General features: G+C 34.7%; 17 protein-coding genes and 2 other annotated features. Of the genes, 4 read left to right on the top strand and 13 right to left on the bottom strand.

All coding sequences use genetic code 11. The features are described from left to right. Positions 1–68: 68 nt before the first annotated feature. On the bottom strand, positions 69–1,580 hold the full coding sequence (locus NSQ08_RS09320; protein ID WP_340773816.1) for a M36 family metallopeptidase: 1,512 nt from the start codon (positions 1,578–1,580) through the stop codon (positions 69–71). 328 nt (positions 1,581–1,908) lie between these two features. Between NSQ08_RS09320 and NSQ08_RS09315 the strand changes: the two genes are divergently transcribed. After that, positions 1,909–2,493 (top strand): TetR/AcrR family transcriptional regulator, encoded by a 585-nt coding sequence (locus NSQ08_RS09315; RefSeq protein WP_002136053.1) that lies wholly within the window; start codon positions 1,909–1,911, stop codon positions 2,491–2,493. Position 2,494: 1 nt separating this feature from the next. Further along, on the top strand, positions 2,495–3,580 hold the full coding sequence (locus NSQ08_RS09310; RefSeq protein WP_340773811.1) for a DUF418 domain-containing protein: 1,086 nt from the start codon (positions 2,495–2,497) through the stop codon (positions 3,578–3,580). Positions 3,581–3,632: 52 nt separating this feature from the next. Here the strand turns inward: NSQ08_RS09310 and ileS are convergent, their stop codons facing one another. The 10 genes from ileS to NSQ08_RS09260 form a co-directional block, all read right to left on the bottom strand. Next, positions 3,633–6,734 carry an isoleucine--tRNA ligase gene (ileS, locus tag NSQ08_RS09305; protein ID WP_340773808.1) on the bottom strand — a complete coding sequence of 1,034 codons (3,102 nt, stop codon included), beginning with the start codon at positions 6,732–6,734 and terminating at the stop codon, positions 3,633–3,635. A 54-nt stretch (positions 6,735–6,788) separates the two neighbouring features. Continuing rightward, positions 6,789–7,027, bottom strand: a binding site (T-box leader). 98 nt (positions 7,028–7,125) lie between these two features. Continuing rightward, positions 7,126–11,328, bottom strand: a complete 4,203-nt coding sequence (locus NSQ08_RS09300) for a tetratricopeptide repeat protein (RefSeq protein ID WP_340773805.1) — start codon at positions 11,326–11,328, stop codon at positions 7,126–7,128. A 374-nt stretch (positions 11,329–11,702) separates the two neighbouring features. Then, positions 11,703–12,581: a class I SAM-dependent methyltransferase gene (locus NSQ08_RS09295; RefSeq protein ID WP_340780079.1), complete on the bottom strand. Its 879-nt coding sequence runs from the start codon at positions 12,579–12,581 to the stop codon at positions 11,703–11,705. 121 nt (positions 12,582–12,702) lie between these two features. Continuing rightward, on the bottom strand, positions 12,703–12,915 hold the full coding sequence (locus NSQ08_RS09290) for a hypothetical protein (protein WP_033709025.1): 213 nt from the start codon (positions 12,913–12,915) through the stop codon (positions 12,703–12,705). Between the two features lie 17 nt (positions 12,916–12,932). Continuing rightward, positions 12,933–13,274, bottom strand: coding sequence for a DUF2085 domain-containing protein (locus NSQ08_RS09285; protein ID WP_002141578.1), 342 nt, complete (start codon positions 13,272–13,274; stop codon positions 12,933–12,935). A gap of 245 nt (positions 13,275–13,519) precedes the next feature. Next, positions 13,520–15,208: an arginine--tRNA ligase gene (gene argS, locus NSQ08_RS09280; protein WP_340773798.1), complete on the bottom strand. Its 1,689-nt coding sequence runs from the start codon at positions 15,206–15,208 to the stop codon at positions 13,520–13,522. A gap of 44 nt (positions 15,209–15,252) precedes the next feature. Beyond that, positions 15,253–15,467: a binding site (T-box leader), on the bottom strand. A gap of 40 nt (positions 15,468–15,507) precedes the next feature. Continuing rightward, complete coding sequence (locus NSQ08_RS09275) at positions 15,508–16,284, bottom strand: class I SAM-dependent methyltransferase (protein ID WP_002141576.1); 777 nt, start codon at positions 16,282–16,284, stop codon at positions 15,508–15,510. A 49-nt stretch (positions 16,285–16,333) separates the two neighbouring features. Then, complete coding sequence (locus tag NSQ08_RS09270; protein WP_002012568.1) at positions 16,334–16,768, bottom strand: BrxA/BrxB family bacilliredoxin; 435 nt, start codon at positions 16,766–16,768, stop codon at positions 16,334–16,336. A gap of 82 nt (positions 16,769–16,850) precedes the next feature. Continuing rightward, positions 16,851–17,234: a thiol-disulfide oxidoreductase DCC family protein gene (locus tag NSQ08_RS09265; protein ID WP_305927430.1), complete on the bottom strand. Its 384-nt coding sequence runs from the start codon at positions 17,232–17,234 to the stop codon at positions 16,851–16,853. 3 nt (positions 17,235–17,237) lie between these two features. Continuing rightward, positions 17,238–18,365, bottom strand: a complete 1,128-nt coding sequence (locus NSQ08_RS09260) for a conserved virulence factor C family protein (protein WP_340773783.1) — start codon at positions 18,363–18,365, stop codon at positions 17,238–17,240. 257 nt (positions 18,366–18,622) lie between these two features. Between NSQ08_RS09260 and NSQ08_RS09255 the strand changes: the two genes are divergently transcribed. Beyond that, entirely contained in the window at positions 18,623–19,756 is a 1,134-nt protein-coding gene (locus NSQ08_RS09255; protein ID WP_340773780.1) for an FAD-dependent oxidoreductase, read from the top strand. 144 nt (positions 19,757–19,900) lie between these two features. Beyond that, positions 19,901–20,491 (top strand): TetR/AcrR family transcriptional regulator, encoded by a 591-nt coding sequence (locus tag NSQ08_RS09250; RefSeq protein WP_002136037.1) that lies wholly within the window; start codon positions 19,901–19,903, stop codon positions 20,489–20,491. Positions 20,492–20,546: 55 nt separating this feature from the next. Here the strand turns inward: NSQ08_RS09250 and NSQ08_RS09245 are convergent, their stop codons facing one another. Both NSQ08_RS09245 and NSQ08_RS09240 read right to left on the bottom strand, forming a co-directional pair. Beyond that, positions 20,547–20,879, bottom strand: a complete 333-nt coding sequence (locus NSQ08_RS09245) for a single-stranded DNA-binding protein (RefSeq protein ID WP_002085936.1) — start codon at positions 20,877–20,879, stop codon at positions 20,547–20,549. A gap of 161 nt (positions 20,880–21,040) precedes the next feature. Further along, on the bottom strand, positions 21,041–21,295 hold the full coding sequence (locus tag NSQ08_RS09240; RefSeq protein ID WP_002012563.1) for a DUF4318 domain-containing protein: 255 nt from the start codon (positions 21,293–21,295) through the stop codon (positions 21,041–21,043). Between the last annotated feature and the right edge of the window lie 65 nt (positions 21,296–21,360).

The raw sequence follows: 21,360 nt of genomic DNA, 5'->3' as shown, positions 1-21,360 counted from the left end.
TAATTTACTAGTACCAGTTCTTAAGCAAATAAAAAAGTCGTGGCTTTTAAACGCCACGACTTTTTATATTAATTCGTACTAATTCCTCTCGCTGTCCAAATTCGATCGATTTCCGCGGCATGTTGTCCGCCGTATAAAAGAGCATCTGCTTGCTTAATCGCTTTCGCTCCATCACGGAATTTCGCATTTGGCGTTAATGACCAATGTGATTGTAAAATAATTTTTGTTGCTACATCACGTCCAAAAGATTGCGCCATTTCGTATTGACCTTGAGCCCAAATTTCCCCATCATTATGCACTTCATTCGTTATATCTTTCGGGTATACTTTATTCGTATCTAATCGGCGTAAGCACGTCGGATCTGAACTAGAATAAGCAGCCGCATCCCATTCTCCAATACATGCTTTTCCGTAACCTGTTGTGGATACTGCATCTTCATAAGTAGCACCTAAGAAGTCTCCAAATCCTTCTCCCATCGCTCCACCTTCTGGTGAACTTCCGAAGCCTGGTACTTGATTATCTTGAATAGAATGTCCATATTCATGCGCGATAATGCCCGCATCTTCTGCATCATCTACTCCGCCAGTACCGAAAGTTAAAGCTTTCGTTGATGGTGAATAAAATGAGTTATCATCAGTTGTACCATTTACATTCACTTTAATAGAACGATTATTAATATTGTTAATGCCTAATCCTTGAATGTAACGCTGTAATGTATCAATATGATAATATGACATAACATCTTCAAAACTATCATTTGCACGTGTAAAATTAAATTGTAAGTTTGTAGATTTCGTCTTCGCTTTTGAAGAAATTGTTACATACTCACCAATTAAAAATCCTGTACCATCTAAACCTTTTAACGTAACAGTTTTCAATTGATTCGTTAATGCTGTTGAATCTGCGTCATTATTGTCTTTTAATCCTGTTTTACTACCACTAGATACGACAGGATTAGGTAAAAATACTTTCCCTGTTCCTTCTGCTTTTCGGTTTATATCAACCTTTTTAATTAACTTTCCATTTTCCGCGTCAATAAATGTTTCCCATGCTCCGAAAGGTTTATTCGAATGGACTAAAACTTTGTATACTGGGATAGCTACTCCATCCTCAATAATATATCCAAATTCTTTCTCTGTAGGAGCCCATAGATTTTGCTCACTTTCTCCTCCAACATACGCCATTGATTTTTGTTCAGCATCTTTTTCACTAATCTTATTTGCTATTTCTTTCACACTTTGAACTGCCTGGTAATCAGACACAGCAAGTATTCCTTGTCCCTGTCCATTAAGAGTAACTGTAATTTGTTTTGAAAATACAGGAGCACCATTAACTACTTGTTGGAACCTAACATATGAAGCTACTGATGTTTCTGTTGTAGAAATATATTGTAAGTCTGAAAGGTCCGCCTTCAATCCATATTCCGTAGCATGTCCTTTTAAATATTCAATTGCTTTTTTCTGTGGTGAATAAGCTTCTAGCTTTACTTGCTGTTGTTTTTCCAATGCTGAAACTGTGGAAATTGTCCCCATTACTAATGGTACAGTCATTGCCATTGCCACCATTTTTTTGTTTAACATAAAACCACTCCCCCTAATAAATTGAACCCTTTACCCCATTCCTATAAGGCTATTACTGTCCACAAGTAACGAAATAAAGTGAATCTACGAGTAATTCTATACAAACAATTCTATTACCTTTACATTTTGGGTAAGTGAAATTTTCTCAATATTTATGTGTAAAACGAGAAAAATACTGTAGAAATATATTTCTTTTGTAAATTTCTTTACCTTATGCTTTTTAAAGTAATGTGTAAAAAAATAAGTTATTTTTTACCTAACGGTAGGTTGAAAATAATATTAATGAATGATACGATTTATGTAACCTTTTTTATTAGGAGGACTTATCATGAGCAAAAGTGAAGAAACGCTCTCTTCCATAGTCGAAGCAAGTTATCGACTATTTGCCGGTCACGGCATTGCCAAAACGACCTATACAATGATTGCTGAAGAAGTTGGTATTGCCAAGCCATCTATTTATTATTACTTTAAATCTAAAGATGCATTAATTGAAAGTATTTTTAATGAATTATGTGCAGCGATGCAGTTCTCCTCATTCTTTCATACAGAAGAATTTACGAAAGAGAATTTCATTGAGAAATGTGTTGAAATTGGCTTTAAAATGATAGACGAACAACAGAAAGATCCTTATTTTAATCGTGTATTACAAGAATATGTATTACTATCTTCAAGAAACGATATGTACAAAGATCGATTACTAACTGTACAAACAGAATATTTAAACGGATTTGAATCACTCCTAACAAAAGCAAATGAACTTCAACTCATTCAAAATAAAAATCTAGTTTCAAAAGCTCATATGTTAGCATTAGTTCTTGATAATATTGGGAATTTTATGATGTTACATTTAGATATGGATTATAAACAAATATGGATTGAAGCTGTAAATAGCATTTTTGAAAGCAGGGATTGAAGTGAATACAAAAAAGCGCATTATCGGCTTAGATTTTGCTAGAGCGTGGGCAATGTTTGGAATGTTACTAGTTAATTTCATGGTGATAACAGGGGCGGAAGGAAATGGACCTCCTCTGTTAAAAACCTTTATAACACTTTTTGAAGGTAGAGCTTCTGCCTTGTTTGTTATACTTGCTGGGATTGGCATAACTTTAATGACTAAATCATCTGTTGCTAGCCAAGAGAAAATAAAAATCAATACCAGCCGAATATTGATTTGGAAACGATCACTATTCTTATTTATTTTAGGATTATTATTGTATGTAATGGAATGGACGGGTGATATTTTACACTACTACGGCGTTTACCTTTTCATCGCTGCATTACTAATTACTGTACGAAGAACTATACTAATATGGCTTTCTATCATTATTTTACTTGCTGCACAATATCTCCAACTTACTTTCAACGCCTTCGAAGGATGGGGAGGCACAATCCCATTTATAAACTATATAGACTTTTGGACCTTAACAGGTTTTCTTCGCAACTTATTTTTTAATGGCTATCACCCTATTTTCCCATGGTTTTCTTTCTTCTTAATTGGTATGATAATTGGCAGATTAGATCTTCATAATAAAAATATTAGAGAAAGATTACTCTTACTCAGTATTACAATCACAATACTGACAGAACTTTTATCAAAAGGACTTACACACTTCTTTATTCCATACATCGGCAAAGAGGCAGCTACATTTTTGTTTAACACAGGACCCATTTTGCCCAATATATTATACGTCGCATCCGCTACAGGATCTGCTATTGCTATATTAATAATTTGCCTCTACATTGCTGAAAAACATGAAAATAATTGGTTTGTTACTTCCATTATACAAACAGGACAATTAACATTAACGCATTATGTAAGTCATGTATTTATCGGTATTGGCGCATTGATTGTATTAAATCGTATGGAACATCAAACACTACTTTTCGTTTTATTATTTGCTACTGCATTTTTCATTTTCAGTATTTTATTTAGCGTATTATGGCGAAGGAACTTTTCTAGAGGACCTATCGAATGGATTATGCGGAAAATAACTGATTAATTTATCTTCATACAAAAAAGGAAGTTGGAATGATTCCATCTTCCTTTTTTCTTTAATTAGCCGCGTTTAATTTAATTCGGATCTTTGTCTCACCTAAAGAAAGTTCATCGTCCTCATTCGTTAAGTGACCAAATGTAAATTGCTTGACGAGTAAATTTTCTTCTAATAACTCTTTATGGTTCGTTAATGTATGCTGCAATTCATCTTCTACATCAAGAGTAACATCAACCCGTAAGTTAACTGGTAAATTCAACTGCTTACGATATTCTTGAACTGCACGAATAAATTCACGTGCTACTCCTTCTTGTAACAATTCTTCCGTTACATTCGTATCTAACATTACCGTATATTGACCGTTAGTCGTATTTGAAAATCCTGATTTCGCAACTTTCTCTACTAATACATCTTCAGCTGTTACAACTACTTCTTCTCCTGGTACTACTTCGTAAACTGCTCTTTCTGTAGATACAAAGTGTTGTACTTCTTCTTTTGATAATTGTTTTAGCCAGCCATTTACTGCATTCACACTTTTACCAAACTTCGGCCCAGCCGTTTTAAAATTCAGCTTTAATTGATAGGACGTGTATTTCGTTTCATCGAGTTCAACATGGAATGCTTTCACATTTAGCTCATCCATTACGATATCACGATAAGATTCCCAATCGATATCATTTTCGTTATGCTCAAGTAATACAAGCTCTGCTAACGGCTGTTTTACTTTTAATGAATGTTGATTACGATTACTTCTTCCAAGTTCAACAACTTGTAAAACAGCATCCATTTCCGCTTCTAACTGGGGCTGAATAAGTGATTCGTTTACAACCGGATAATCTGCTAAATGAACGCTTCTTCCTTCTAAATTCAGATGAATATCCTCAGCTACAAACGGTGTAAATGGTGCGATTAATTTACTAATTGTTACAAGCACTTCATGAAGCGTTTCATACGCAGCTGCTTTTTCAGGATTCATACCAGATTCCCAGAAACGATTACGTGATCGTCTTACGTACCAGTTACTGACTTCATCTACAAGCGCCGCGATTTCACGAGCTGCATTCGTAAATTGATAATCATCAAGTGCTGTTCTCACTTTTTTCGTTGTGCTATGCAATCTTGATAATACCCATTCATCTAATTTCGTACGTTTAACTTCATACTTTTCTTTCGGATTATACTCATCTAAATTTGCATATAAAACGTAGAAGCTATATACATTGACTAACGTATCTACAAATTTAGATTTTGCTTCCAGTACTGTTCTTTCAGAAAAACGCTTTGCATTCCACGGAGCACTGTCAACAAGTAGAGCCCATCTTAAAGCATCTGCACCAAACTGATTTACTAAATCAACTGGATCTAGTGCATTTCCTTTACTTTTAGACATTTTCTGTCCTTCCTCGTCTAGAACATGCCCTAGTGATAACACTCGTTTATAAGGTGCTTTTCCTGTATATAGTGCGGATACTGCTAATAAACTATAAAACCAGCCGCGTGTTTGATCAATTCCCTCTGCAATTACATCTGCTGGAAACTGTTCTTCAAACAACTCTTTATTTTCAAATGGATAATGATATTGCGCAAACGGCATGGAACCACTATCAAACCAAACATCGATTACTTCTGGTGTACGATTCATTGTACTTCCGCATTTTTCACAGCACACTTTTACTTCATCTACATACGGCTTATGCAATTCTAAATCTTCAGGCGTTTCTTTCGTACTATGCTTTCTTAATTCGGCAATGCTTTTCGGTGAGAATTGATGATCGCAGCTTTCACATTCCCATACGTTTAACGGTGTTCCCCAATATCTATTCCGGCTAATATTCCAGTCCACCATGTTTTCTAAAAACTTACCAAACCGTCCATGCTTCATATGGTCTGGATACCACTTAACAGAATCATTATTTCGTAAAAATGTTTCTTTAATCTCAGTTGTTCGGATTAACCAGCTTTCTCCTGCATAATAAAGTAATGGTGAATCACAGCGCCAACAGTGCGGATAGCTATGCTCATATTTTTCTTTATGATATAGTAACCCTTCTTTCGCTAAATAACGAACGATATCAACGTCACATTCTTTTACAAACTTTCCTTTTAAGAACGGTACTGCTTCTGTATACTCACCTTTCTCATCTACAACATGTAAAAATGATAATCCTTCACTTTGAACGACTTTATAATCGTCCTCCCCATATGCTGGAGCGATATGAACGAGTCCTGTACCACTATCTGCTGTTACAAAATCTGCTGCAATTACGTGGTATCCATTTGTAACTTCCTTCATCGGAAACGGTGCTGTATAAGATGTGTTTACTAATTCTTCGCCTTTATGAACAGATAATACTTCATAGTTTTCTTTTAATACTTCTTGTACACGTTCTTTCGCAACAATGTATACATATCCTTCTTGTTTCGCTTTAACGTATTCCATATTTGGATGTACGGCAAGTGCAACATTCGCTGGAAGTGTCCACGGCGTTGTCGTCCATCCAAGGAAATATTCATTTTCACTATCTTTTACTTTAAACTTAACCGTTGCGCTTAAATCTTTCACTGTTTTATATCCTTGTGCAACTTCATGTGAACTAAGCGATGTTTGACAGCTTGGACAGTATGGAGAAACTCTATGTCCTTTATATAACAAACCTTTTTCATGAATCGTCCCTAAAATATTCCATACACTTTCGATATATGGATTCTCTAGAGTAACGTATGGATCATCCATATCTACCCAATATCCAATGCTCTCCGTAAATTCACGCCACTGCTTCTCATACGTGAATACACTCTCTTTACACTTTTGAATAAATGGCTCAATGCCGTACTCTTCAATCTCATGCTTACCTGAAATACCAAGTTGTTTTTCGACGCCTAATTCTACAGGTAATCCATGTGTATCCCAGCCAGCTTTTCTTAACACTTTATATCCAGCCATCGTTTTATATCTCGCTACTAAATCTTTAATTGCCCGACCAAGTGCATGGCCGACGTGTGGTAAACCGTTCGCCGTTGGTGGTCCTTCATAAAACACAAACGATTGTGCGCCTTCTCTATTCTGAATTGATTGTTCAAAAATGCCCTGTTCGTTCCACTGCTTACGAATACGTGTTTCTCTCCCTACAGCCGACTCTTTTACATCTACTTTCTTCATCTACAATCACTCCTTTGAATGTTTTAAAAGCACACAAAAAACCCGCCCCTATGAAGTAGGGACGGGTTTACCCGCGTTACCACCCTAATTCTATTAGCTTTTCACTAATAGCACTTAGCAACGTACTAACATACGCGTTCTTTGTAACGGTAGACATCCGTCCGAGCTTACTTTATTCAGCCACGGCTCCTCGGAGATGATTTTCAAATAACGTCTGCACACCGACTTTCAGCAATACACCGGCTCTCTGGAGAACAGCTCACTATTCTACTCTTTCTCGTCTTCAGATTTGTATACTTTATTAAAAGTTATTTTATGCCATTAAACAATTAATTGTCAACTAATTCGAAATATATTTTTATTTATACCCTTTTTCTCTATTCTTATACAATTACTTTTCAAATTCTCGCAATCCTGCTAAATCTTCATCTTCCTCTGCAAGTTCAGCGAAAAATCCTGTTTCATCTTCACGAAGCACAATTTCAAGTTCATCTCTTGCCTCTTCATTTCTGTTTAATGATGTTAAATAACAAGCATGATCGTATCTTGCTAGCAAGTCAGTAGCATCAATTGCTAATATTTCACTTGTTATTTTTTCTGCCTTTGTCGTTTGCCCAGCTCTATGATACGAAGATGCTAAAGCAAGAAGAATTGCTGTTTCATTTGGATGATGTACAGAAGCGTCTTCTAATAACTGAATCGAGTCCTCAATTCTCTCTTGACTTTGATATATTTCTGCTAAAGCAAGGAATCCTCTACTTACAAATGGTGTTTTCTCAATTAATTGCAAGTAAATTTTTTCGGCTTTTCTTTCTTCGCCTAGCTTACATAATACATTCGCTTGTAAAAGAAGTGTATCATAATCATCCGGTAGCTCGCGAACCATTTGTTTCGTTAATTCAAAAGCATCTCGTAACATATCTTCTTCTTCACACTCAATGAAAAGATTTACAAGTTGCTTCGCTACATCATAATCCCACTTATTTTCTAACGATGTTTGTAAAACCTCTATAGCTTCTTTATTCATCGCCGCATTCTCATAAAATATTGCGAAACGCTGCGCTGCCATACTATTTTTCGGATTTAACTTTAAGGAGATTTCAAATAAATCGATAACAACTGTAATCATTGAAATTTCCTTCGCACGATTTTTCATGCGATAAAATGCTCTTGTAAATATAGATTTTTTCGGTTGCTCATTTTGCTGTCTTTCTACTAATCTTTCGGCAACCGCAGTAGCTGCATACATAAACGCTGTACTTCTTTCTGCTTTTTTCACCTTTAACGTATGAAGTACGTCTCTTATTTGGGATAATTTTTTATGTTGCTCCATTGCTTTTACGTACACACCAAAAATACGTTCACTTTCCAAATCTTTATGCATTACTTTCAGCGCAACTTCGATTGCTTCTGCACTCTGCTTTTTAACTAGCAATTTCGCATAATGATATAGTACTTCCACATGCGCTTCATCTATTTTCATTGCGCATTCGATATATTCTTTTTCTTTATCTATGTCATTCGTCGCGCCAAACACGTATGCAATCGCATCTAAACGCCATGTTTCAGGAACTTCTTCCTCCAATTTTTCTAGTTCAACTAGCAATTCTTCCTGAAGATTCATTTCTACTGAAAGCTGCGCTAAATATTCCATATTTATATGCATTGGTTCTTCTTTCATCGCCTGGACCATATGCTTTTGTTCTTTGGAACGATTCTCTTCTTTTTCGTATATTTCAGCAAGCTGCAAATGTACACCTAAGAAGTTCTTATCCATTTCTAAACATGTTTCATACGCATGCTTTGCTTCTTGAAATTGCCCTAACGCCATGAATGTTTCACCGATTCGAAAATACGGCAATGAATCTTGTTTTTTCTTAAGTGCATCATTATACCGTTTTATCGCCTGATCATACTGTCCAATAGATTCATATAAAACACCAGCGTAACAACCGTATTCAATTACTTCCGTTTTCTCTTTTTCTAACGTTCTTAAAAACGCTATACCTCGTTGCACAAAAGCTGTGTCTTTTATTCGATTTACATACTCATCCAACACGCTCGCTATATTAGCGTATACGCTTCGTATACCGTTCTCTAATTTAGAAAGTGCAAGTTTTAACTCTTTTTCATCCTCGCCTAATGCCATTTCAGCATCCCATAGCACCATACCAGCATTCATAAGGAAATCTTGATTGTCTTCAAATTGCTTATTAATACTGACAATATAGTTTTTTGCATCCTTATATTGTTCCTTTGCCATATAAACTTGAATTAAACCGAAATGAGAATATACATCTTCATTATTTTCTTCTAAAGAACGCTTATATATAGTTTCCGCTTCTTCAAGTTCATCATTTTGAAAATAAAAATCTCCTAAACGAACATATAAAGACGCCTGATCTTCACAATTTTGAATTCCTTGTAATAGAATTTCCTTCGTATTTTTCTCATCATCCAAATCCGATTCATAGATTTCCGAAAGCTTTGTATATAAATAGGCTGCTGTTTTATCTAATTGAATCGCCACTTTAAGTCCTTTTACCGCCAAATACACTTTCCCTAAATACTGAGCACATCTTGCACGTTCATACCATATGTGCGCTTCATATTTATATTCTTTTAATAAATCATTAAAGAATCCATATGCTTCTTCATATCGTTCTAAATCTATTAAAATTAAACCGTGATTTACAAGTGTAAACCTTTCTGGACTACGTTCTATAGCTGTTAGAGAATACTCTAGCCCCTTTTCGGATTGATCCATATACATGTATGATAATGCTAAGAAACTCCACGCAACTGGTTGATCTGCATCCAATTGTAATGATGAACGAAAACTAGCAATCGATTCTGCATAATTATCTTGCTCAAAAGAATAACGTCCATTTATAAAATGATACAACGCTTGATTGCTTTTCTTCTCCACACTTTGAAGCATCTGTCCTGCTTTTTCCATATCCTGCAGACGAATAAAACACTGTGCACTATGCAATTTCACAAAGTCAGAGCTCGGAAACTTTTTCATTAATTTTTCTATACAAAACTGAATAAAATCTTTATCTACTTCAGCATCTAAATGTTTAATCGTATATAACCAAGTGTTTGGATTTTCACTTGTTTCTTTTAAAAATAGTACTAACTTTTCAATTCCCTCTTTATCTTGCTCACCTAAATGATCTGTAAGAGAAAAGATTGTTTTATAATAAGTGTGTTCTTCCTCATTTAAAAATGAAAGTTGTTCCATTCTATCTTTTGGTATAAACGTAATAGCTAAACAATCTGTATAACGATATTTTTCTTGCAACTTATCATATTCCACAAGAATCGGTTCCAAGAAATTCGGATCTTGAATATAAAAAGCTTGCAGTACATCGTCATAACCAGAAAGCACTTGTACATGGGAAGCGTGCTCAATATCTATACTTAATAAAACGGGAATACCTTGATTGAGTAATCTCTTATAATTTTCCTCATTCCCTTGAAAATAACGATATTCGTAACCTTGCTCTTCTATATATGTAACTGTATCTGAAAACTTAGAACCTGTTACATCAAAAATATGTTGTGCAATTTCATCTTGCGTACGTTTTTCTCCCCATACCCCTAACATCATTTCCAAACTTGTCGGAACGCAATAGTTATCCTTTTGTACAACCGGAACTATCGGTAAACGAACCTTTTTTCCATCAGGATTTTTTTCTATATGATGATATAGAGAATTTTTCAAACTCTTTTCACTTTTCAATAGTGCTTGCAAATCGTGAATATTATTCATTTTATAAAATGCTTCTGCACGTAAATGTATAAAATAAGTTGTATATGCATGATGCGGAAGCATATGATTGATTTTATCTATTACCGCTAACATTTCTTCATAGCGCTCTAAATCTAATAAATATTTTACTTTTTCAAAATAGAAATATGGTACTTGAGGGAACTTTGCAATCGCATCATTAATGAGTTGTAACGCTCGCTGCTGTTCACCTTTATATGCATATAATTGCGCCAATAAGTACGTAGCTAACTCTTCACAATCTTTATGCTGCTGACCGAATAAAAGTTGTTCCTCTGCCTTCTCCCACTCACCAGTCTGTATATATAAGTAACCCCATTTATCAAAAACTGCACGCGTACTATATTTTTCCGCCTTTTGCATATAGGCATAGGCCTCTTCATTTCGCTTCATATCTAGCAAACATCTAACTAACGTAAAGTATGCTTTCGTTAAAACATCCGCATCAGTTTCCTCTTCATTTACCTTTTCCAAAGAAGCTTTTAACAATTGTTCAGCATCAAGGATTTTACGCTCATCAATTAATTCATCACAATATAAAGAGAGCGTTCTCATATTTGGGAATTTTTTATAAGTATAACGAATTAAAAAGGAGCTATATTGATGCATCAAACCTTCATCAGCAAGACGAATTAATGTATCAAACTCCTTAGGTGACGAGACGTTAGAAAGCCAGTTCTTCACGTATGATAACTTATTCGTTTCTTTTATATGCGCAATTTCATTATTTATCTCATGTAATCCATCTAGGAATCTCTTTTCTTTCAAACAAATCTCTAATTGCTTAAAATCTAGCATGCATTCACCTCAAATTATTATTTATACTGCCATTTGCAAGCAGTATTCTAACCTACTTGCTTAGATTTTACACATCATATAGTATGCATTCAACTAAAACCTCATATAATGAACGATATTATTTAATATTATTCAAGTTTATAACTAAATATCTTAAAAACGATACTTTTTCTCGTTATTTTGTTTAATTTGATGAAATAACATATATTATTCGAAGATGGGTTTTATCTTCTTTTTTGAGGCTTCATTCAGTGGATGAAATTATATTAACGATTTGATAAGATATATCGATTTACCGAAAAATCTTGATAATAATGATAACCTTATTAGAAATATAGCAATTCTCCTTCTCTCTTACTTTTCTAATATGATATTTACTTCTTTATTTCACCAAATGTAATTTTCATATTCGGAGCATATACTAAAGATGAATGCATATGAAATGCTTTAAAAAACCGTAGTTCCGCTTCATAGTGAGCTAACGCTTCTTCATATGTTAATCCTCTGGCCATTAAAAGTTCTATAAATTGCTGTTTATCACCTGGACTGCCCGCAATTCCCTCTTCTTTTAATGAATGATACAAACTATATTTATCATTATGATGCATATTAGAGTCTAAAAAGTTCACCTTATCACTTACTCTACATTCGATATTTCCCACACCCAATTCACTTAAATACATAGGTATTTTGATACCGACATTTCCATCTTTATCGTTTCTCTGTGTGTCCCTTTCAAATAATTTCTGCAAAATACCTATCTGGATAATTTCCGATTGATTCTCTCCATCTAATACGTATGAAGACATATTTGACATCCAATGTGGTTCAAAACAGATTATTTTACCACCTTGTTTAATTGAATGTATCATCTTCTCTAGCATCGTTTTTGGGGAACTCATATGTAATAAGAAAGCCTGACAGATTGCTATATCATATTTATTTTCCAATTCAATTTCTGTGGCATCTCCTTCAATAAATTCTGATTCATATGGAAGCGAACGAAACAACTCTCTCGCTTCAGCTATTAATGCTTCCCCGCTATCAATACCTGTATACTTTGATCCATTTGGAAGTAACGGCAACAAAATTAAACCTAAATAACCATATCCACAACCATAATCAACAATATGCACTGGCTCAGTAATCTTCCAAACTGTATTCACTAAAAAACTTAAATAATCATCGTTATAATATAAATCTCTCGTATTTCTTAAATACGCTAGCTTACTATTCCAATCATACTCTTTCAGGTCCAACACCTCCTTTTATATACAAAACTAAAGTTCTCCATTTAATAGTCACATTCCTACACTTCTAATAAAAAAAGCTAGTATACCTTAAATGATACACTAACTTTTCCACTCGCATAATTTAACAATTACAATCAGTATAATCGGTACAAGCTAATGTACTGCAATCACAGTTTCTATGTTCGTCATTTCTTTTTAGGTGAAAATAGAGTAACACAATAAATATTGTACAAATAACAAAAGCAATTATTGCTTCTATATTTCTTTCATAAATGAGAAAACTAATCCCGCTTCCTCCTGAAATAAGAATTAAAACTAAGTAGATCCAAAACATGTAAAGTTCTCCTTCCGTTAATATATGCTTTTAGATGTTATCCATATAATGCTAGAGGCAATAAATAGCCCCATACCATTACCGCTTAATAAACCAGTCGTTACTCTTAGTAAATTTGTGCTGCTTCTCCATTTCCATTTTTGGGTGAATCCATCAATAAGTAACGGAATTTGAGCGGAAAATGATAGTATTATTGCAGGCAGAAACGAAGGTGTCATATAAAAATAAATTGGAAACATTAAAATACCGATAAACATGCCTGTACAACGCGCACATAAAGGTATGTATTTTTGTAGTTTAAGAAAACTTCTTTCCGGTAGTCTATGACAAGGAATATGTAAAATGAAAGCTCGAATCAATACGGACCATCCTCTCTACAAATATTTTAATTGATTTCGCAACATAATTATAGAGTTCTTACACTTCGCAGCGTATAACTCTTTATAGATAAGAGTTTATTTAAGAAAATACAAAAAGACAAGACAGGCTAATAATCGCCTGTTTTGTCTTTTTGTTACTCTATATTACGCTTTAATTTGATCTGTAGTTTATTAGTAAAGTAATGTGAATATTTCTCTCGGCGCATAAGCACAAAATTTTTATTTTACATCTCCTCAGGTGCCCCTACCCCAAGTAAACGTAATCCCTCTTTTAATACAACCGTCACAGCATAAGCTAATGCGAGTCTACTCTCTTTCTCTTCGCTCTCTTCTAATATACGAACATTTCCATAATATTTATTGAACGCTTGCGCTACATCTAATACGTATTTTGAAATAATAGATGGCTCATTTTTGTTGAAGGCCGCTTCAATTGCTTGCGGGAATTTATTGAGTAATTTTACTACACTCCAGCTGTAATCGTCTTTTAATTCAAAAGTACACGTTTCAAATTCTACACTTTCTTTTCTTAAAATAGAGCAGGCACGCGCATGTGTGTACTGCACATATGGTCCTGTTTCTCCTTCAAATTTCAACATATTTTCTAATGAGAATTCGATATTATGCATACGCTCATTTTTTAAATCGTGGAAGATAACTGCTCCAATACCGACTTGTTTTGCCACTTCTTCTTTTTGTTTTAAATTCGGATTTTTCTCTTCAATATTTTGTTCCGCAAGCGCAACAGCTTCTTCTAACACTTCTTCCAATAAAATAATTCTGCCCTTACGTGTCGACATTTTCTTACCATCTTTTAATATGAACCCGAACGGTACATGTTCCATACCATCGACCCAGTCATAACCAAGCTTTTTTAATACAGTGAAAAATTGATTGAAATGTAAGCTTTGTTCTGGGCCTACAACATATAACGCTTTATCAAATTCGTATGTGTTTTGACGATACAATGCCGCTGTTAAATCACGTGTTGCGTAAATGGTAGCACCATCTGATTTTCTAATTAAACATGGCGGCATACCTTCTTCTTCTAAATTAACGACTAATGCCCCTTCTGATTCTTCCAGTAAGTCGTACTTTTCTAAAATCCCAATAAAGTCTTCCATTTTATCGTTATAGAAAGCTTCTCCTTGAAAGTTTGTAAATTCCACACCGAGAAGTTCATAAATACGAGAAAATTCTTTTAAAGACTCATGACGGAACCAATTCCAAAGTTCGACTGCTTCTTCATTTCCTTCTTCTAGTTTTTTAAACCATGAGCGTCCTTCTTCTTCTAGTTCTTTGTTCTCTTTTGCTTCTTCATGAAACTGAACATATAACTTAAATAACTCACGAATTGGATCCTCTTTAACAACTTCTTCATTTCCCCATTTTTTATATGCGGTAATTAACTTTCCAAACTGCGTGCCCCAATCGCCAATATAATTGATTCCGACAACTTCATACCCACATTTTTCGGCGATATGTTTCAGCGAATTACCAATCATTGTAGAACGTAAATGCCCCATTGAAAAAGGTTTCGCGATATTAGGAGAGGAATAATCGATAACTACCGTTTTTTCACATCCAAAGTGATTTTGACCGTACTCTTCTTTCTCCGCTAAAATCGTTTTTAATACTTTATCACTTACTGTTTCACGATTAAAAAATACATTTACATAAGGACCCACAGCCTCTACTTTCGTAAAGAACGGATCATTTAATTTCTCCGCCAATTCCTTCGCTATAATAGCTGGTGATTTTTTATATTGCTTCGCTAGTGAAAAGCATGGGAACGCTGCATCTCCGAATTCATCTTGTTTTGGTGTTTCGATTAAATCTAAAATTTGATTTTTTGTTAATTCATTCGTAAAAATATTCGATAAACTTTTCGCAAACTGCGTTTTATAATTCATACTATACCTCCTTATTTTTTAAAACACAAAAAACTCGTCTCTAAAAAAGAGACGAGTTTTAACCCGTGGTACCACCCTTGTTGTTCATTTCGAACCACTTTCCCGTTTATAACGAGGACAGGGGGCCTCGGCTTACTCTACTATTCGTTCAAGAAGCGTCTCCGAAGTGCGCTTCATCTTTTTCTTCTGCACTAGGCTCACACCATCCCTAGCTCGCTTTCCTTCTGAAAAAGATTACTCTCTTCATCACAGACAGTATATTTAATTAATTATTGCTTATTATACATCTTTTCAAACAATTAGCAAGGGTCAATTACACCAAAGTGAAACTTAGCACTTTTTCTTTTGTATACGTGAAAATTATGTTTTTCAAATCTAGAACTACGAAAATGATCTTTCAGAACGACACGCTTTCTCGCCACACGCTTCGCTTCCGCAATTGTTTCGTCAGTAATATCATGATACAAAGCGAAGTGTTTTAATCCTTTAATTCCATCTGATTCTATGACAGTTTCTTCAAACATTGGATCAAGGTAAACAACGTCATAACTATTATCTTCACATTGTTTTAAAAATGCAAAATGCTCTGTTTGCTTTACATCGATTCTTTGCATTGCTTCATCGATTTCAGAAACGGATGAAGACCATGTTTGCAAGCCTTTTCCCATGATGTAAGACATATATTCGTTTCCTTCAAGCCCTGTTACTTTTCCACTTTCACCAACAACATAACTAGCTACAATACTATCTGATGCCATACCGAGCGTACAATCTAATACTGTCATTCCGCTCTCTAATTTAGCAGCTTGTATAAATGGATCATGTTCTCCGCGCATTAACCTTTTCACACGAAACATCGCCGAGTTTGGATGAAAGAAAAACGACTCTTCCGTACCTTTTGGATAAATGGCTAATCGATTTTTCCCTACGACAAGTACATCTTGTTCATACTGCTCATGCAGTTTATGTACTGGTATGTCATTACGTTTAACGAAAGAAAGATTTAATTCTGCTGCTACCTTGTTTGCATAATCTTTCATTTCTTTATTTGTTCTTCCTGCTGTTGTTACTATCATTTTTTCACCTCTATATAAAGAAAAGAGGGAGATTCACTCTCCCCCTACTTTAGCAATTCTTTTCGAAAGCTTGTTCTAAGTTTGTAATAATTTCGTCCATTGTTGCGCCTTCAATTTCATGACGGTGAATGAAGTGAACAACTTCTTTTCCTTTTAGTAATGCCATAGATGGTGAAGATGGAGGAATTTCTCCGAAGTATTCACGCATTTTTACAGTAGCATCTTTATCTTGACCTGCAAATACAGTTACAAGATGATCAGGTTGTTTTTCAGCACGTACAACCGCTTGACCTGCTGATGGGCGTGCTAAACCAGCTGCACAACCACAAACAGAGTTTACAACTACTAAAGTTGTACCTGATGCATTCTCCATAAATTCTGTTACAGCTTCTTCTGTAGTTAACTCTTCAAATCCAGAACGCACTAACTCTTGGCGCATTGGAATTACCATTTGACGCATGTATTCTTCATATGCATTTGACATCTTGTATCTCTCCTTCAACTTTCATTCCAAATTTATCATATCACGCTCTATTAATAGGTGCAAAAGAAAGATAACGATGATTTCATTTTTTTGAAGGGATTTCACAAACCCCTTCACGACAGTGTCCAACTGGGACAAGTTTTCTATTGTTGGCAATATAATCGTATACTTTACTTCCAAATCCAAGTACGATAGATAGTTTTATAAAAGGTACTGCAAACCAATAAGATGGAACGGCCTTTGCTAATACGTTAATGCTATGAATTCCGTCATACCACTTATTATTTTTTAAAATATACAATCTTTGTTCCATCTTACTTTGTAATTCTTGAGAAAGTTCATACTTCTCAACTACATCTTCATCTCGAAATGAAACAAATTTCATCTTACCCTTTTTATCTAATCTTTTCGTACGTTCTGCAACCGCCGTACACATCGGGCACCAACTATCATAGAAAACAATCATAAACTATTCCCCTTTACGAGACTCCGTCATTTGCTTCCATACTGATCCTTTTGCTTCTTCGCCGCCTTCAATACGTTCTAAAGCTAAACGTGCTTGCATCGCCACTTCAAACTCCGGATCATCTTCTGCTGCTTTTAGTGCCGGAATTGCACTTTCATCACCAAGTTCAAATAAGAACATTGCTGCACGCCAGCGTACTAATTTACTTGAATCTTTCAGAGATTTAATCATAACGAACATCGCTGCTGGATCACCTACGTCTGATAAGCAATCTCCTGCTGTACGACGAACACTTACTGAACGATCTAATAACGCTTTATATAATAACGGCAATACTCCTTCACCTTTTACCATACCTAAATAAGCTGTTGCTAAACGGCGGATAGATACTTTCTCATCATCTAATGCCATTTTCAATACCATCATATCTTCTTCCGTTGGATCCATTTGTTCTAAAGCTGCAAAACGGTTTTTCCAGTCAGAATCTTTCATCATCTCTTCTGTTACTTTATATGGCTCACGCTTTTGAATCGTTACTTCAACAGCACCTGCCTGGTTTAATAATTCTTTAACCGTTTCATTTACACGTTCTTCTGAATAAGCAGCAATAATTTCTTCTACTACTTCTTTCCCGATTTCTTCAAAATTACCGTAACGTGTACTTTGCTCTACCCACTTACGCTCTTTCACAACGTTAGGTGCAGACATTTGCACTTTCATAATTGATTCTTTAAAACGATTTGGTAAGCCAACACGCTCTTCTGTGGTTCCATCTGTTAACTTCACTTGCATCGGAATTGTAAAGAACATTTGAACAAACACTTTCACTTCTCCAAAATGAGAAAGTTGTTGTTCTTCACTTTCTTCTACTACCTCTTCGCCGAAAACAGCACGAACTTGTTGTAATAAAACTTTCCAGTCATACTTCGCATTTCGCTCCACTGCTAAAAAGTCGGCTACATGATATACACCTTTAATGCCTTCAATTTTCAAAATTCCTTGCACTTGCATTGGTGCTTGTTCTTTATTTTCATTTGTATAATTATTACGCGCTCCTGATGGTAATACTTCATTCAAAATAACTTTCATTGTATTTGGACTTGGCGTCGGTTCAATTGCTTTAATCTTCACGTAAAAAACTCTCCTTTATTGCGTGTTCTTAGCTGTATTGTAACATGTTACCCCTCTATACTCCTACTCGGATGCTTAATTTTACTAATTCCTCTTCTACATTTTTAGAATTTCAATTATTTCTATTTTCACCTAATCGTTCCGGAACTATAGTTAAAAGTCTAATTGACAATAACAAAAAAAGGTATTAATCTTAACTCATAAAATGACCCTGGTCATTTTATGAGTTAAGTCACTTAATTGTGGAGGGATAACAAATGAATAATGTCATGATTATAGGTGGTGGTATTGCTGGTCTTTGCGCAGCAATTTCCTTACAAAAAATAGGCTTAGATGTAAAAGTATATGATAAAAATATTGAAACTACTGTTGCTGGTGCAGGTATTATCATTGCCCCAAATGCGATGCAAGCACTTGAACCATATGGAATTTCTGAGCAAATAAAAAAATTTGGCAACGAAAGTGACGGTTTTAACCTTGTATCCGAAAAAGGAACTATATTTAGTAAATTGACCATTCCAGCTTGTTATCCAAAAATGTACTCCATTCATAGAAAAGATTTACATCAATTGCTACTTTCCGAACTACAAGAAGGTACTGTCGAATGGGGAAAAGAGTGCGTAAAAATAGAACAAAATGAAGAAAACGCCTTAAAAATATTATTTCAAGATGGTAGTGAAGCACTCGGCAATATACTCATTGCTGCAGATGGTATTCATTCTGTCGTTCGAAAACAAGTAACACAAAGTGACGGTTATCGTTATGCCGATTATACGTGTTGGCGCGGCGTAACTCCAGCTCATAGTCTATCTTTAACAAACGATTTTATTGAAACTTGGGGAACAAACGGTAGATTTGGTATCGTCCCTCTCCCAAACAACGAAGTATACTGGTATGCGCTCATAAACGCTAAAGCTAGAGATCCCAAATACAAGGATTACACAACAGCAGATTTGTATAATCATTTCAAAACTTACCATAACCCCATCCCATCTATTTTAAATAACGCCTCTGACATTGATATGATTCATCGTGATATTGTAGACATTATTCCAATGAAACAGTTTTTTGACAAACGCATCGTCTTTATTGGGGATGCTGCCCATGCACTTACACCTAATTTAGGCCAAGGAGCTTGTCAGGCAATTGAAGATTCTATTATTCTTGCTGAATGCATCAAAAATAATGCCCACTATCGCCAAGCATTTATAGAATACGAACAAAAAAGACGAGAAAGAATTGAAAAAATCTCAAACACTGCGTGGAAAGTTGGAAAAATGGCGCAAATAGAAAGTAAACCTTTAACTATACTAAGAAACCAAGCAATGAAACATATTCCGAAATGGATTTCTGATAGGCAAGCACATGAACTATACAGTTTTCATTTATGACAAACTCCAACGAAAAGTATGAACGGAATTCTCTCTATCCTTCTTTCAATTGTATTAAACAGTAAAATTAGGAGGCATGAAATAAGATTTCATTTGAGATACTCTAATAAACAGATATAATTGTTTGTATTAGGAGTCGATTATATGCTTAGAGAAACGAGAAAAAAAGAATTAAAAGAACTTATATTCCTAAAAGCAGTACAGCTCTTTCAAGAACGTGGGTACGAAAATGTAACGGTTCAAGATATTACTACTGCATGTGGGATTGCAAAAGGAACTTTCTTCAACTACTTTCCGAAAAAAGAAAACATATTATTATTTTTAGGTGATTCTCAAATTGAACTATGGAATGAAAGTTTAAAAACGTATGAAAATGTGGAACATCCAAAAGAACGAATCAAACTTGTTTTAGGAGACTTACTAGATCGCTTTACTGGACATGGAGAATTAATGAAGCATGCTGTTTTTGAAATTATTAAATCTAACTACTTAGTAGAAAATGAATTAAAAAGTATACAACAGCTACAAGAAAGTTTGTCTTCAATTATTACAGCAGCGAAAGAAACAGGAAAATTAAACAGTCAATGGGATATAAATATTATCACTTCTACTATTATGAGTACTTATTTTTATACACTCATGTCCCAATCCCTATTAAATTCTAATGAAACAAATGCAAAAAATATACTCAATCAACAGTTAGATGTTGTTTGGGAAGGTATCAATCAAAAATAATAGAGGGCTATACTACATAGCCCTCTTAATTTTTAATGCTCTTTACGTTCTACCCCTATGCACCCTCCCTCCTTCTCTCCAGAAATGTAATACTCTCAATCAGAACTTCAGTTCTATATACTCTCTTTCCTTGTTCATCATCGTAATTACTCGTATGAATACGCCCTGTAATCCCAACAAGTGAGCCTTTCGTACAATATTCTGTTACATTTTCAGCCGACCTTCTCCATACAACACAATTAATAAAATCTACTTGCTGTTCACCTAAACTATTTCGAAAACCTCTATTCACCGCAACACATATTCGTGCATAAGCGACACCTTGTTTTGTGTAGTATAATTCTGGCTCCTTTGTCAATCTACCGATTAATACAACCCGATTCATCATAAGTTATACCACCTCACATATTTTTCTTCATTGTAAAGAAAAATGTTGGAAGGGTAAAAAGCGCAAAATGATATGTTTGTAAGCAAAAATTATTACTTTATATCTTACAAATCAAAAAAAGAAACCCTACATAGTTTAAACATGTAAGGTTTCCAAAAATATTATACTTCACTGCAAGATATGTAATATCCTCCGCGGGCCATCTTTATTTCGGCGCGGTACATTACATTTTCTAAGTAGAAAGTAATCGGTTTAACTTTACTCTCAATTTTTAATTGTTCATTACATTTAGCCGCATAGCTTTCAATAGCTGAACGAATAACTTCTGCTGATGGATATGTTAAAGCGTCATCTAGTTCTATGAAAAAACTTTTAGAAAATAGTTTTTTCATAATCCCTTTTTTCTCTTTCATCATATTCCATCCCCCTTCAATTTAAGTCGCCAACATCCATATTTTCAATTTATCTTTAAAAATAAAAA

It is taken from the genome of Bacillus sp. FSL E2-8887 (genome assembly GCF_038007205.1).
In the GTDB taxonomy this organism is placed as follows: domain Bacteria; phylum Bacillota; class Bacilli; order Bacillales; family Bacillaceae_G; genus Bacillus_A; species Bacillus_A mycoides.
The sequence above is the reverse complement of the archived record's forward strand: the minus strand, read 5'-3'. Positions and strand labels throughout refer to the sequence as shown.

What these genes read in the sequence shown, in the direction of transcription:
- NSQ08_RS09315 (WP_002136053.1), top strand. Translation starts at nt 1,909, where the DNA reads ATGAGCAAAAGTGAAGAAACGCTCTCTTCCATAGTCGAAGCAAGTTAT.
- NSQ08_RS09255 (WP_340773780.1), top strand. Translation starts at nt 18,623, where the DNA reads ATGAATAATGTCATGATTATAGGTGGTGGTATTGCTGGTCTTTGCGCA.
- NSQ08_RS09265 (WP_305927430.1), bottom strand. Translation starts at nt 17,234, where the DNA reads ATGATTGTTTTCTATGATAGTTGGTGCCCGATGTGTACGGCGGTTGCA.
- NSQ08_RS09300 (WP_340773805.1), bottom strand. Translation starts at nt 11,328, where the DNA reads ATGCTAGATTTTAAGCAATTAGAGATTTGTTTGAAAGAAAAGAGATTC.
- argS (WP_340773798.1), bottom strand. Translation starts at nt 15,208, where the DNA reads ATGAATTATAAAACGCAGTTTGCGAAAAGTTTATCGAATATTTTTACG.
- NSQ08_RS09240 (WP_002012563.1), bottom strand. Translation starts at nt 21,295, where the DNA reads ATGATGAAAGAGAAAAAAGGGATTATGAAAAAACTATTTTCTAAAAGT.
- NSQ08_RS09275 (WP_002141576.1), bottom strand. Translation starts at nt 16,284, where the DNA reads ATGATAGTAACAACAGCAGGAAGAACAAATAAAGAAATGAAAGATTAT.
- NSQ08_RS09245 (WP_002085936.1), bottom strand. Translation starts at nt 20,879, where the DNA reads ATGATGAATCGGGTTGTATTAATCGGTAGATTGACAAAGGAGCCAGAA.
- ileS (WP_340773808.1), bottom strand. Translation starts at nt 6,734, where the DNA reads ATGAAGAAAGTAGATGTAAAAGAGTCGGCTGTAGGGAGAGAAACACGT.
- NSQ08_RS09270 (WP_002012568.1), bottom strand. Translation starts at nt 16,768, where the DNA reads ATGTCAAATGCATATGAAGAATACATGCGTCAAATGGTAATTCCAATG.
- NSQ08_RS09250 (WP_002136037.1), top strand. Translation starts at nt 19,901, where the DNA reads ATGCTTAGAGAAACGAGAAAAAAAGAATTAAAAGAACTTATATTCCTA.
- NSQ08_RS09320 (WP_340773816.1), bottom strand. Translation starts at nt 1,580, where the DNA reads ATGTTAAACAAAAAAATGGTGGCAATGGCAATGACTGTACCATTAGTA.
- NSQ08_RS09290 (WP_033709025.1), bottom strand. Translation starts at nt 12,915, where the DNA reads ATGTTTTGGATCTACTTAGTTTTAATTCTTATTTCAGGAGGAAGCGGG.